A 12,999-nucleotide genomic window follows, 5' to 3' on the forward strand; every position below is an offset into this window, starting at 1 on the left:
CCTGAAAGGGGGCTTGTCGCGCGCTGTTGTGGGGGTGGGGCGGGAGAATGGTGATCATGTCGTCGCCCCTTACGTTCCAGCCGGTCCTCGAACGCATCGCGGCCGAGATCGAGAGCACCCCCGGGCGAGGCCGCCCCGCCGACTACATCCCTGCCCTCGCGGCCTGCGACCCGCGCCGTTTCGGCATGGCCGTCGCCGAGTTGGACGGCACGGTGTACGGCGTCGGGGACTGGCGGCAGCCGTTCTCCACGCAGTCCATCACCAAGGTCTTCACCCTCGCCCTGGACCTGGCTCGCGAGGCCGACGAACTGTGGGAGCACGTGGGCCGGGAACCCTCAGGCAACCCGTTCAACTCGCTGGTGCAGCTGGAGTACGAGAACGGCATCCCGCGCAACCCGTTCATCAACGCGGGTGCCCTCGTGGTGACGGACCGCCTGCACACCCGTACGGGCGACGCGGCGGGCACCCTGCTCGACTTCCTGCGCGCGGAGAGCGGCAACGACGGGCTCGCCGCCGACGAGGGCGTGGCCGCGTCCGAGACGGCCAACGGCGACCGCAACGCCGCCCTCGGCCACTTCATGGCCTCCTACGGCAACATCGACAACCCGGTCCCGGTGCTGCTCGACCAGTACTTCCGGCAGTGCGCCATCGAGGCGTCCTGCGCCGACCTCGCCCTCGCCGCCGGCTTCCTGGCCAGGCACGGCGTCCGCGCGGACGGCAGCCGCCTGCTCACCCGCAGCCAGGCCAAGCAGGTCAACGCGGTCATGCTGACCTGCGGAACCTACGACGCGGCCGGCGACTTCGCGTACCGCGTGGGCCTGCCGGGCAAGAGCGGCGTGGGCGGCGGCATCATCGCCGTCGTGCCCGGCCGCTGCACCCTCTGCGTCTGGAGCCCGGGCCTCGACCAGCGGGGCAACTCGGTGGCGGGCGTCGCGGCCCTGGACCGCTTCACGACCCTGACGGGCCTGTCGGTGTTCTGAGCGGGCCCGCCCGCCGGACGTGTCCGGACAACAGGAGGCCCGGTCGGACGGCGGACACGCCGAGGCCGCCGCCCGGAGGGACGCGCGTCGCCTTCCGGCCACTCCCCGTTGACACGCTGACCCGGTGGTGGCCAAGGGATTCCCCGTCGATCTGCGCCGGTGCCGGCTGCTCGGGCTCGTGGGCTCGGCCGTTCTCGCGGTCGGTGGCGGGACGGCCGGGGCGCTGCCGGTCCGCGAACTGCCGTCCCTCGCGTCCGGGCGGGCCGCGCTCGGCCTGGCCGGCGTGTACTTCGGGATGGTGCTGCTCATCAGCGCCTGGGTGCTGCTCGGGCGGGTGGTGCGTGGCCCCGAGCCGCCGGGACCCCGCGCCCTGCTGGTCGTCCTGGCCGTCTGGGCCGCGCCCCTCACCCTCGCGCCGCCCCTGTTCAGCAGGGACGTCTACAGCTATCTGGCGCAGGGCGCGATGGTCGACGCGCACATCGACGTGTACACGCACGGGCCCGCGATGCTCGGCGGGCCGCTCGCCGACGAGGTGGCGCCGGTGTGGCGGCGGACCGCGACCCCGTACGGTCCCGTGTTCCTCGCCGTCGCGTCCGCGCTGTCCGGGCTGACGCGGGGCGACGTGCCCGCCGGGCTGTACGGGATGAGGGCCGTGGCCCTGCTCGGCGTGGCGCTGATGGCCGCCGCGCTGCCGAGGCTGGCTCGGCACAGCGGCGCCGACCCGTCCGCCGCGGTGTGGCTGGGCGCCCTCAACCCGCTCGTACTGCTGCACCTCGTGGCCGGTGCCCACAACGACGCCGTCATGCTCGGCCTGCTGGGAGCGGGCCTGGTGGCCGCCCTCGGCCGGTGGCCCGTGCTCGGTGCCGTGCTCGTCACGCTCGCAGCCCTCGTCAAGGTCCCGGCCCTGCTGGGCCTCGCGGCCGTCGTGGCGCTCCAGACGCGCGACCGCCGCGGCACGGTCGGGGCGGTCGTGACGACCGCGGCGGCCGCACTCGCCACGACCGTCGCCGCGACCGCGGCGGCCGGCACCGGGTACGGCTGGATCGGAGCGCTGAGAACTCCGGTCTCCCCGCACAACTGGTCGCCGACCAGTCTCCTCGGCCGTGCCACCGGAACCCTCCTGGAGGCCCTGGGCAGCGATCTCGCGCCCTCCGCGCCGACCGTGTGGCACGCGCTCGGCCTCGCCGCCACCGCCGTCGCCACAGCCGTCATCTGGCTGCGGCGCCCGCGGCCGAGCCCGGTCTACGCGCTGGGCCTCACCCTGGCGGCGGTCGCCGTACTCGGTCCCGCCGTACGTCCCTGGTACGCGCTGTGGGGGCTGTTCCTGATCGCGGCGGCCGCGCCCAGCGCCTCCGTGCGCCGCCGGGTCGCCGCGGCTGCGGCCGTCCTCGCGCTGGGCGCCCTGCCCAGCGGGAGCCCGCCGGAGGCGGGGCAACTGGCGCTCGCGGTGGCGGGCGGGGCTACGGCGCTCATCGTGCTCCGGCGGGCCCACCGCCGCGCGGTCGTGCCGGCCCCGGGACGGACGGCGTGAGGGCGCCGCGCACCGGCCGCGGCCGGCTGCTGTCCGTGCTCGTCCTCGCGACGGCCGTGGCCGTCTTCACCGCGACCGTGCCCCTGCTGCGGGGCTGGTTCGACCTGCGGGTGTACCACGGGGCCGTCGACGCCTGGGTCCACCACGGCGGACGTCTGTACGACTACCGGGTGCCGGGCACGGCGTACGGATTCACGTACCCGCCGTTCGCGGCGGTGGCCATGCTGCCGATGGCGCTGCTCGGCCTGCACGCGGCCGTCGCCGTGGGCCTGCTGGTCAACCTCGCGGCGACCGCCTCGGTCCTGCGCGCCCTGCTGCCCGACCGGGTCCGCGCCCACGGCTGGTACGGCGTCGCGGTGACGGTCTGCCTGCTGGCCCTCCTCGAACCCGTCCGGGACACGTTCAGCTTCGGCCAGGTCAACCTCGTGCTGCTGGCGCTCGTCCTCGGCGACGCCGTGCCGCTCGCCGCGGGCCGGGAACGCCGGTGGGCGGGGACCGGCATCGGGCTGGCCGCCGCGATCAAGCTCACTCCGGCGATCTTCGTCGTCCTGCTGCTGCTCGCCGGTCGCCGCAGGGCGGCCGCGACGGCGGCGGGTGTCGCCCTCGCGGCCACCGCGCTCGCCGCCCGGGCGGCCCCGGACGCCTCGCGCTTCTACTGGACCGAGGCCGTCTGGGACACGACCCGAGTCGGCCGCCTCTCCTACGTCTCCAACCAGTCGCTCCAGGGCGTCCTGGCGCGTCTCGCCGAACCCGGCGTGCCGAGCCGTGCGGCCTGGGCGCTGGCGGCGCTGGCCGTCCTCGCCCTGTGGGTGCGGCGGGTGCGCCGGGCCCTGGCCGGGGACGACCTCCTCGGCGCCTTCGCGCTCACCGGACTCGCCGCCTGCCTGGTCAGCCCGATCACCTGGGTGCACCACCTGGTCTGGCTGCTGCCGTCACTGGCGATCCTGGTCGAGAGCGGGTTGCGGCGCAGGCGGCTGCTGCGGCTCGCCGGTGTCCTGTACGTGCTGCTGTGCAGCAGTGTGGTGTGGCTGTGGACCGACGACGCCTCGGGCCCCGCCGGTCTCGTCGGCTCCAACGCGTACGTCTGGATCACCCTCGGCCTGCTGGCCGGACTGCCCGTCGGTCAGTCGCGGGCGATCCGGCCCACCCGCAGACGGATCACCAGGGCCACGGCGCCCGCGCCCAGCACGGCCGCGCCCGCGATCAGGCCCGCCCGTCCCGGCCGGCCGACGGAGGAGTCGGGACCCCCGGACGCCACGGAGGCCCCGGAGTACGCGGAGGCCCCGGGGCGGGCGGAGGCGGCCGCGCCGGTGGCCGTGGCCCCGGCCGACTCCGCGGCGGGTCCCGCGGCCTCGGACGCCGACGTGGCCGCGGAGGCAGCCGCGGACGCGGACCCGGTTCCGGCGGACTGCGCCGCCGGTCCGGCCTGGGCCACCGGACGCGGCGGCAGGAGCGATCCCACCGGATCGACCCGCCCGGCGGCCTCGAAGCCCCAGTCGAGGAGCGAGCGCGCCTCCTCGTAGACGGCGTAACCGCCGCCCGACCGCGGGTTCATGACCGTGACGACGAGCGTGCGCCCGTCCCGGCGCGCCGCGGCGACGAGGGTGTTGCCCGCGTGCGTCGTGTAGCCGTTCTTGACGCCGATGAGCCCCGGGTACGGCTCGACGCCGTTGGCCCCGGTCAGCAGGCGGTTCGTGTTCTGGATGTCGTACGAGGAGCCGTCGCCGGGGAACTTGGCGTGCACGGTGGCGCAGTACCGGGCGAAGTCCGCGTTGCGCAGGCCCGCCATGCCGAACACGGCGAGGTCGAACGCGGAGGACACCTGGCCCGGCGTGTCGTAGCCGTCGGGGGACACGACCCGGGTGTCGTGGGCGCCGAGCGACTCCGCCTTGGCCTGCATCTGGGCTGCCGTGCTGCGCCAGCCGCCGTTCATCTCGGCGAGGACGCGTACGGCGTCGTTCCCCGAGTTGAGGAACACGCCCCGCCACAGGTCGGAGGCGCGGTAGGTGCGTCCCGCGGCGACTCCGACGAGGCTGCTGCCGGGGCCGATCCCCGCCAGGTCCCGCTCGGTGACGGTGTGCCGGACCGCCGGGGGCATCACGGGAAGGAGGGTCACCGCGAAGAGGGTCTTGAGGGTGCTGGCGGGCGGCAGTTGCAGATGGGCGTTGTGGCCGGCCAGCACCTCGCCCGTGTCTGCGTCGGCCACCAGCCACGAGCGCGCGGACACGCTCGCCGGAGTCCTGGGAGCCCCGGCCCCTCGCCGTACGTGCGTGCCCGGCCGGTCGAGCACCGAGGGCCGCGCCGTCCCGGGTCCGGGTGGCGCGGCGGACGCGGTGCCGACGGCTGCGCGGTCGCGGTCGAGGGCCGTGCCGGTGACGCCGAAGGCCGCGGCCGGTCCCGCCGCCAGGGCCAGCACCCCGACGGCGCAGCCGGCCGAACAGGACAGGACCACGCGGGATGAGAATCCGATAGTCATACCGCAAACGTAGGAATGTGCGGGGCGCACTCCGGGCTGCCCGGGCCGAGCGGACGCGTCGAGCACCCGGATGCCGCAGTGGTGGGGGTGCCGCGCGGGTCCGGAACGCTCCGGTCGGCCGACGGCCGGGAGCGGGGCGGTGGGACGGACGTACCGCGTTGCGTACGACGCCGGGGCCGGGCGCGGAGCGGCAGCGGGGCCGGGAGCCGGAAGCGGGCCGAGGACCGAGGGCCGATTCGCGGCCGTGCGGCGCTGATGCGAAGCGGGTGCTGAGCGGACCTGGAAGAGGTTGGCGTCGGCGCGAGGGCTGCGGGGCCGAGGGACCGCGGACGGGGCCGTTCCGCAGTCGGTGCGGCGCCGGTGCGATGCGGGTGCGGGTCGGTGGCCTGAGGGGGCCCGGAACCAGTCGGCGTCGGCACGAGGGCTGCCTGCGGGCCGAGGGTCGATGCGTGGGCGGGGCCGGAGCGGGCCGGAAGGTCGGGGCCCGTGCCGAGGTGTGTCAGCGGATCGGTGGGCCGGTGGGTCGGTGGCCGGTGGCCGAGGCGTGGGCGGGGCCGGAGCGGGCCGGAAGGTCGGGGCCCGTGCCGAGGCGTGTCGGCGGACCGGCGGATCGGTGGGCCGGTGGCCGAGGCGTGGTGGGGTGCCTCAGTGGTCGTCGGACGGCCGGGCCCGCCCGGTGCCCGGCACCGTCGGCTGGACCTGGCGCAGGAACGTCGCGTTGTCCGGGGTCCTTCGCAGCCTCTCCAGCACGGTCTCCAGGCCGGCCTGGCCGTCACCCCGGGAGTGCAGTGCCCGGCGCAGACCGCGAAGTGCGGCCAATTCGGAGGCGGGGACGAGGAGTTCCTCACGCCGGGTGCCGGACGGGGTGATGTCGACGGCGGGGAAGATCCGGCGGTCCGCCAGCGCGCGGTCCAGGCGGAGCTCCATGTTGCCGGTGCTCTTGAGCTCCTCGAAGTAGTAGTCGTCGGCGCGCGAGCCGGTCTCCACGAGGGCCGTCGCGAGGATCGTGAGCGAGCCGCCCTCCTCGGCCGAACGCGCCGCGCCGAAGAACCGCTTGGGTCCCTGGAGCGCGGCGGCGTCCACGCCACCGCTGAGGGTGCGGCCGCCGGAGGCCGCCGCGTTGTTGTACGCGCGGCACAGGCGGGTCAGCGAGTCGAGGAGGATCACTACGTCGTGCCCCGACTCGACGAGCCGCTTGGCGCGCTCCAAGGCCAGTTCGGCGAGCGCGATGTGCTGCTTCGGGGCCTGGTCGAAGGTCGAGGCGAGCACCTCGCCGCGGACGGACCTGCGCATCTCCGTCACCTCCTCGGGTCGTTCGTCGAGGAGCACGACCATCAGATGGCATTCGGGGTGGTTGCCGGCGACGGCGGCGGCCAACTGCTGCAGCAGCACCGTCTTGCCGGTCTTCGGCGGGGCGACGATCAGGCCGCGCTGGCCCTTGCCGACCGGCGCGACCAGGTCGATGAGTCGGGTGGCCGCACCGCCCGCCGGGTGTTCGAGCCGCAGCCGCTCCCGCGGGTGCAACGGCGTCAGGTCGTGGAAGTGCGGGCGGTCGTGGCGCTGCTCGGCCGGGCGGCCGTTGACCCGGTCGACGCCGGTGAGCGCACGCTGCTTGCCGCGGACGCCCTCGACGAGGTCGCCCCTGCGCAGGCCGTACCGGCGGACGAGGGCCGAGGGGACCAGGAGGTCGGCGGGGCCGGGCAGCATGCCCGGGGAGCGCAGGTGGCCCTGGCCGTTCGGGATGAGGTCGAGTACGCCGGCGGCCGACTCCCGGACGACGGGAGCAGGCGGGCGTTCGAGTGTGGTGGTCATGGTGGGTGTCCTTTCGCGGACGGGTTCGCACAGGTCGTGGAAGAGGGAGTGGCCGGAACGGGGGCGGCGTGGTCACGCCCCGGCACGGCTGGGTGCAGCACCTCGGGTACGCCGGAGGACAGACGGGGAACGCCTGTGCCGGTGCGGGTGGAGATGCAGGTGGTGCGGAGATGAGCTGCCGCGCCGGTCGGATGCGACGGGCGGATCAGCGGGAAGAGGTGAATCGGCACCGGCGCCGGTAAGGGCGTACACGAGTGCTGTGAGCACAATAGCACGTCCGTACGGCGATGGCCGGAGTCCGTGGCGTTGACACGGCACACGCCCCGCGCCACGGTGGTCCGCATGGACGACGCGGGGATCGTCGAACAGGTGAGGGAACTGCGGCCGCTGATCCGGCGGAACGCCCTGCGCGCCGAGCGCGGCCGGGTCCCGGACGAGGTGGCCGACGCGCTGACCGGCACCGGCATCAACCGGATGAACGTCCCCCGGCGCTACGGCGGTCACCGGACCCCGTTGGGCGTCCAGGTCGACGCGTTCGCCGAGATCGCCGCCGGGTGCGCCTCCGCTGCGTGGACGGCACTCAGTCACGCCGCAGTCGCCTGCATCGCCGCGCTCTCCCCGGACGAGGCGCAGGACGACTTCTTCACCGGTCCGAAAGGGCCCGACGTCAGAATCGGCGGCACGCTGGTCCCGGGTGCCACGGCGGTGCCGTACGACGGTGGTTACGTCGTGAACGGGGCCTCGGGCTTCGCCACCGGCTGCCACCACGCGGACTGGCATCTGCTCACGGCCGCCGTGGCCGCGGCCGACGGCTCCCCGCCCGACGGACCGCCCGAGGTCGTGCGGGCGGCCGTGCCGATGGCCGAACCGGAGATCCTGGACGACTGGCACGCCCACCGGTCTCGCCCGCACGGGCAGCAACACCGTCCTGGCCCGGGACGTTCCCGTGCCCGCGCACCGCGTGCTCCCGGTCGGCCCGATGCTCGCCGGGCGGCTCCCCTCGAAGGCGAACGCGGACGACCCGTTCCACCGCATGCCGGTGCTGCTGCTCTTCTGCGCCTGGGCGGCCCCGGTGGCGCTCGGGGCGGCCCGTGCGGCGAGGCCGAGTTCGGCGAACGCAGCCGCCGCGGCATCACCTGCACCTCGTATGAGCGCCAGTACGAGGCCGCCGTCACGCACTTCCAGGTGGCCGAGGCGCAACTGCGGATCTCCGGCGCCGAACTCGTGGCCGCCCGGCCGACCCGCGAGATCGCGGACAAGGCCGGCTCCGGCGCCGCGTACACCCCGCTGGAGCGCGCCCGGATCCGCCCCGAGAGCGGCTGTCTGACCCGGCTGTGCAAGGAGGCCGTCGACCTGCTCGCGTCGGCCGCGGGCGCCTCCTCGCTCCAGCGCGACGTACCCGTCCAGCGCATCGCCCGCGACATCAACGCCCTTTGCCTGCAATCCTTCGTCGCCCCTTCGACCGACCTGGAGATCCACGGCCGCGTACTGTCGGGAGTCGACCCGCGCACCCCGTTCCTGTGACAGCCGGAACACGGCAGTCAGGAGATCCAGTTGGACCGTACGTCCGCCGCTCCGCACCGCATGGACCCCGCGGGCGGCTGCCCGCACGCCGTCAACGCGCGGCTCCTGGCGCACGGTCCCGTCGCCCCGGTCGTCCTGCCCGGCGAGGTCCAGGGCATGGCCGTACTGGGGCACGAGGCGCTGAAGGAGTTCCTGGCCCACCCCGAAGTGGCGAAGGACGCACGGCACTTCACCGCGCTCCGGGAGGGACGGATCGCCCCCGGATGGCCCCTCGCCACCTTCGCGACGGTCCGCGGGATGACCACCGCCGACGGCGCCGACCACCGGCGGCTGAGGGCACTGGTGAGCGGGGCGTTCACCGTCCGTCAGGTCGAACGACTGCGGCCTCGCGTGAGGGAGTTGACGGACAGTCTGCTCGACGACCTGGAGCGGGCCGCCGCGCGGGACGGCGGAGTCGCCGATCTGCGCGGGCATGTCGCGATGCCGCTGCCCATGGGCGTCATCGGCGAACTGCTCGGCGTGGACGCCGAGCACCGCGACCGGCTCCACCATCTGTCCAACCAGGTCGTGGCCACCGACATCGGACCCGAGCGCGCCCTCGCCGCGAACCGTGAACTGGTCGCCGTGCTCGGCGCGGTGGCGGCGGCCCGCGCCGAGCGGCCGGGCGACGACCTGACGAGCGCCCTGATCGCCGCCCGCGACGAGGGCGGCGACCGGCTCACCCAGGAGGAGCTGATCGGCACCCTGATGCTGATGGTCATCGCCGGGCACGAGACCACCCTGAACCTCATCACCAACGCCGTCCGCGCGCTCTGCGCCCACCGCGACCAACTGGACCTGGTCGTACGGGGTGCCGCCACCTGGTCGGACGTCGTGGAGGAGACCCTGCGCTGGGACGCGCCCGTCAGCTACTTCCCCTTCCGCTACCCGGTCCGGGACCTCACCGTCGGCGGGACCGTCATCCCCCGGGGAACACCCGTCCTCGCCGGCTACTCGGCGGCGGGACGCGACCCGGCGGCGCACGGCCCGGACGCCGACCGCTTCGACGTCACCCGGCCCGGCAGGCCCGGCGCGGTCCGGCACCTGTCGCTGGGCCACGGCGCCCACTACTGCCTCGGTGCCCCGCTGGCCCGCCTGGAGTCCACCATCGCCCTCGAACGGCTGTTCACGCGGTTCCCGGGCCTGGACCTCGCCGCACCCGAGGCGGACCTGGCACCGCACGCCGGGTTCGTCGGTAACAGCGTCCGCGCGCTTCCGGTGCGGGTGTCGCCCGGGGTGTGACCTCCACCCGCCGGAGCGACCATGAGGGATGTGTCGATCCGGCGCCGGCCCGTTCGTCGGTGGGGTGCAGGGACCTCATGAGCACCGGGAGGAAACATGAAGTACATGCTGCTGGTCTGCGGTGACGACACCGCGGACGCCACGGGCATGGCACCCGTCGAACCGTGGGTCGAGGAGCATGGCGCCGTACGCGGGGTGCGGCTGCACGGCCACCGGCTGCGGCTCCCCGCCGAAGCGGTCACCGTGCGCGTCCGCGACGGTGAAGTGCTGCGCACCGACGGGCCGTTCGCGGAGACCAAGGAGTACGTCGCCGGATTCGACGTCGTCGAGTGCGACAGCATCGACGAGGCCGTCCGGGTGGCGGCCGGGCACCCCGTGGCGACCATCGGCGCGCTGGAGGTGCGCGCCTTCTGGGACGCCGAGGACGCCGAGGACGAGATCCGGCGCATCGACGCCGAACTGACCGCCGCCGCCCGGGAGCGGGACGTCGACCGGATGGCGGCCTGCTACGCGCCCGACGCCGAGGTCTTCCACCCCATGGGCGGACTGGAGCGCAGCGGGGTCGACGCCTTCCGCAAGGCCCAGGAGTGGTGGTTCGCCACCGTGTCGGGCCCCGTGCACCGGGAGGCGCTCGACCTGCGGGTACGCGTCGACGAGAGCGTCGCCTTCAGCCACGCCCTGGTCCGGGTGCGCGCCACGCTCACCACGGGCGAGCCCCTGGACAGCACCGTCCGGGTCACCACGGGATACCGGGCGGCCGGGGACCGCTGGCGGATCGTCCACCAGCACCTGTCGGTCCCGTTCGACATCGAGGAGGCCCGGTCATGAAGTACGTCATGTTCATCTGCACCCCCGTCGGCGGCACCGAGCTCAGCCCGGAGGAGATCGCCGACGATCCCGCCTTCACCCCGTACATCGACCATGTGCGCGCGAGCGGCGTGGTGAAGGGCGGCGCACGGCTGCGGCCCGGCGCCGACGCCACGACCGTGCGGGTCCGGGACGGCGAAGTGCTCCTGAGCGACGGGCCGTTCGTCGAGTCCAAGGAGTACGTCGCCGGATTCGACATCATCGAGGTCGCCGACCTCGACGAGGCCGTCGCGCTCGCCTCGCGGCACCCCGCCGCGCTGGGCGGCGGCTCGGTGGAGGTGCGGCCGGTCTGGGAGTGAACGGCGCGGGCGGGACGGGCGGCGTCGAAGAGGCCGTCGCCGCCGCCTTCCGCGAGGAATGGGGCCAGGTCGTCGCCACCCTGATCGGGGTGACCGGCGACTGGGACCTCGCCGAGGAGTGCGCCCAGGACGCCTTCGCCCAGGCCCTCGACCGGTGGCGGCGCGACGGAGTGCCGCGCCGCCCGGGCGCCTGGCTGACCACGACCGCGCGCCGTCGCGCCCTGGACGTGCTGCGGCGGCGCGCGGTGGGCGCGGCGAAACTGCGGGAGGTGGCGGTGCTCGCACGGGACGAGAGGGCCCCCGACCCGTACGACCCCGACGACGGCGATGTGGTGGACGACCGGCTCAGGCTGATCTTCACCTGCTGCCACCCGGCACTGCCCATCGAGGCCAGGGTCGCGCTGACGCTGCGTACCCTGGCGGGGCTGAGCACGCCCGAGATCGCACGGGCCTTCCTCGTCCCCGAACCGACGATGGCGCAGCGCCTGGTCCGGGCCAAGCGCAAGATCCGCAACGCCGGCATCCCCTACCGGGTACCGCCCGCGCATCTGCTGCCCGAGCGGACGACCGGCGTACTGGGCGTGGTGTACCTGCTCTTCAACGAGGGGTACGCCGCCACGTCCGGGGCCGACCTGGTGCGCGCGAACCTCTGCGCGGAAGCCGTCCGCCTGGCGCGCGTGCTGGCCCGGCTGATGCCCGACGAACCCGAGGTGCTCGGGCTCCTCGCGCTCCTGCTGCTGCACCACGCCCGGCGGGACACCCGTGCGGACGCCGCCGGGGAACTGGTCACCCTGGAGGACCAGGACCGCACGGCGTGGGAGCGCTCCGAGGTGGACGAGGGCACGGCCCTGCTGGAGAACGCACTGCGCCGGGGCCGCCCCGGCCCGTACCAGATCCAGGCGGCCATCGCGGCCTGCCACATGACCGCCCCCACCGCGAAGGACACCGACTGGGCCGATGTCGCCGCCCTGTACGGCGAGTTGGCGCGCCTCGTGCCCTCCGCCGTCGTGCGCCTGAACCGCGCGGTGGCCGTGGGTATGGCGGAGGGCCCCGAAGCGGGCCTCGCCCTGGTGGCGGAGCTGGAGCGGTCGGGAGAGCTGGCGGAGTACCACCTGCTGCCCGCCACCCGCGCCGACCTCCTGCGGCGCCTCGACCGCACCGAGGAGGCGGCCGAGGCGTACGGGACGGCGCTGGACCTCGTCGAGAACGACGCCGAACGGCGCTTCCTGGAGAGGCGGCTGGCGGAGTGCCTGCGGGCCGGGGCCGCCCCGCCGGAGGGCGGCCGCCGCGGCACGGCCCGGCCGGACGGCCCGTAGGCCCCGTGGCCGGGGCCGTCGGCGCGGACCGTACCGCCGCCGGCCGCCGCGCCGGACACCTCCGGCGCGCGGCCGGGCCGCGCGCCGCCGGGGAGGGCGCCTTGGTTAAGCTGACGCGCGATGTTCACCCCGCAGGGCCCCACGTTCCGCGAACTCGCCGTCCAGGCGCTGTCGTCCGTCGAGCACGGCTACGACCTCCTCGCGCCGAAGTTCGACCACACCCCGTTCCGCACCCCCGACTCGGTCCTGCGCTCCGTCGCGCGGGCACTCGACAGGATCGGGCCGTTCGGCAGCGGACTCGACCTGTGCTGCGGCACCGGTGCGGGCATGGACGTGCTGCGGTCCGTCTGCAGGGAGCGGGTGACGGGCGTGGACATCAGCGCGGGCATGCTCGGCGTGGCACGGGACCGGGCGCGCCGCTCGGGGCCGCCCGTGGCGTGGGTGCGGGGCGACGCGCGGGCCCTGCCCTTCGGGCCGGCCTTCGACCTCGTCGTGAGCTTCGGGGCCTTCGGGCACTTCCTGCCCCGTGAGCTTCCCGGACTGTTCTCCCAGGTCCACTCCGTGCTCCGCCCCGGCGGCACGTTCGCGTTCCCGATCGGCGCCCCCGCCCGACCCGGCTCGCGGGACTACTGGACGCTCCTCGGCTTCGACGCGGCGATGCGGGTGCGCAACGCGGTGTGGAGGCCCCCGTTCGTCATGTACTACCGGGCTTTCCGCCTCGGTGACGTACGGCGTGAACTGGTCCGCGCAGGGTTCGCGGTCGCCCTCCACCCCCTGCCCGAGTTCGGACGCAGGCCCGACGGCAGCCCGCGCTGCCGGATGGTGGTGGCGACCCGCCCCGACTAGGAGCGGCGGGAGCGAGGACGGTCCACGCCGTGCGGAAGCGGGACCCGCGCAGGACAGCGGGACCTGC

The 12,999-nt window shown here is 74.9% G+C and carries 10 protein-coding genes and 1 pseudogene; 9 read left to right on the forward strand and 2 right to left on the reverse strand.

The features are described 5' to 3' along the window. Positions 1-47 precede the first annotated feature (47 nt). From IE265_RS13720 to IE265_RS13730, 3 genes are all read left to right on the forward strand, one after another. Complete coding sequence (locus IE265_RS13720) at positions 48-980, forward strand: glutaminase (RefSeq protein ID WP_190035795.1); 933 nt, start codon at positions 48-50, stop codon at positions 978-980. A gap of 124 nt (positions 981-1,104) precedes the next feature. Beyond that, entirely contained in the window at positions 1,105-2,511 is a 1,407-nt protein-coding gene (gene mptB / locus IE265_RS13725) for a polyprenol phosphomannose-dependent alpha 1,6 mannosyltransferase MptB (protein ID WP_190035796.1), read from the forward strand. Next, on the forward strand, positions 2,508-4,034 hold the full coding sequence (locus IE265_RS13730; RefSeq protein WP_359313191.1) for a glycosyltransferase 87 family protein: 1,527 nt from the start codon (positions 2,508-2,510) through the stop codon (positions 4,032-4,034). The genes mptB and IE265_RS13730 overlap by 4 nt, the downstream gene beginning before the upstream one ends. Positions 4,035-4,117: 83 nt before the next feature. Here the strand turns inward: IE265_RS13730 and IE265_RS39275 are convergent. Both IE265_RS39275 and rho read right to left on the reverse strand, forming a co-directional pair. Further along, positions 4,118-4,987: pseudogene (locus tag IE265_RS39275) on the reverse strand (D-alanyl-D-alanine carboxypeptidase family protein); the annotation flags it as partial. A gap of 645 nt (positions 4,988-5,632) precedes the next feature. Further along, positions 5,633-6,799 (reverse strand): transcription termination factor Rho, encoded by a 1,167-nt coding sequence (gene rho, locus IE265_RS13740; RefSeq protein ID WP_190035798.1) that lies wholly within the window; start codon positions 6,797-6,799, stop codon positions 5,633-5,635. 342 nt (positions 6,800-7,141) lie between these two features. Here rho and IE265_RS13745 point away from each other — a divergent pair, with 342 nt between their 5' ends. The 6 genes from IE265_RS13745 to IE265_RS13770 all read left to right on the forward strand — a co-directional run bounded on the left by IE265_RS13745 (position 7,142) and on the right by IE265_RS13770 (position 12,932). After that, entirely contained in the window at positions 7,142-8,323 is a 1,182-nt protein-coding gene (locus IE265_RS13745) for an acyl-CoA dehydrogenase family protein (RefSeq protein WP_308434786.1), read from the forward strand. Positions 8,324-8,383: 60 nt separating this feature from the next. Further along, positions 8,384-9,604 (forward strand): cytochrome P450 family protein, encoded by a 1,221-nt coding sequence (locus IE265_RS13750; protein WP_190035968.1) that lies wholly within the window; start codon positions 8,384-8,386, stop codon positions 9,602-9,604. Positions 9,605-9,700: 96 nt separating this feature from the next. Continuing rightward, positions 9,701-10,432, forward strand: coding sequence for an SgcJ/EcaC family oxidoreductase (locus IE265_RS13755; protein WP_190035799.1), 732 nt, complete (start codon positions 9,701-9,703; stop codon positions 10,430-10,432). Next, a complete protein-coding gene (locus IE265_RS13760) occupies positions 10,429-10,770 on the forward strand; it encodes a YciI family protein (RefSeq protein ID WP_190035800.1) in 342 nt (113 codons plus the stop codon). The genes IE265_RS13755 and IE265_RS13760 overlap by 4 nt, the downstream gene beginning before the upstream one ends. Continuing rightward, the gene (locus IE265_RS13765; protein WP_190035801.1) at positions 10,767-12,086 is read left to right on the forward strand and encodes an RNA polymerase sigma factor; all 1,320 of its coding nucleotides are present in this window, start codon (positions 10,767-10,769) and stop codon (positions 12,084-12,086) included. The genes IE265_RS13760 and IE265_RS13765 overlap by 4 nt, the downstream gene beginning before the upstream one ends. 120 nt (positions 12,087-12,206) lie before the next feature. Beyond that, positions 12,207-12,932, forward strand: a complete 726-nt coding sequence (locus IE265_RS13770) for a class I SAM-dependent methyltransferase (protein ID WP_190035802.1) — start codon at positions 12,207-12,209, stop codon at positions 12,930-12,932. Positions 12,933-12,999: the final 67 nt, after the last annotated feature.

Source organism: Streptomyces fructofermentans (assembly GCF_014651055.1).
Taxonomy (GTDB): Bacteria; Actinomycetota; Actinomycetes; order Streptomycetales; family Streptomycetaceae; genus Streptomyces; species Streptomyces fructofermentans.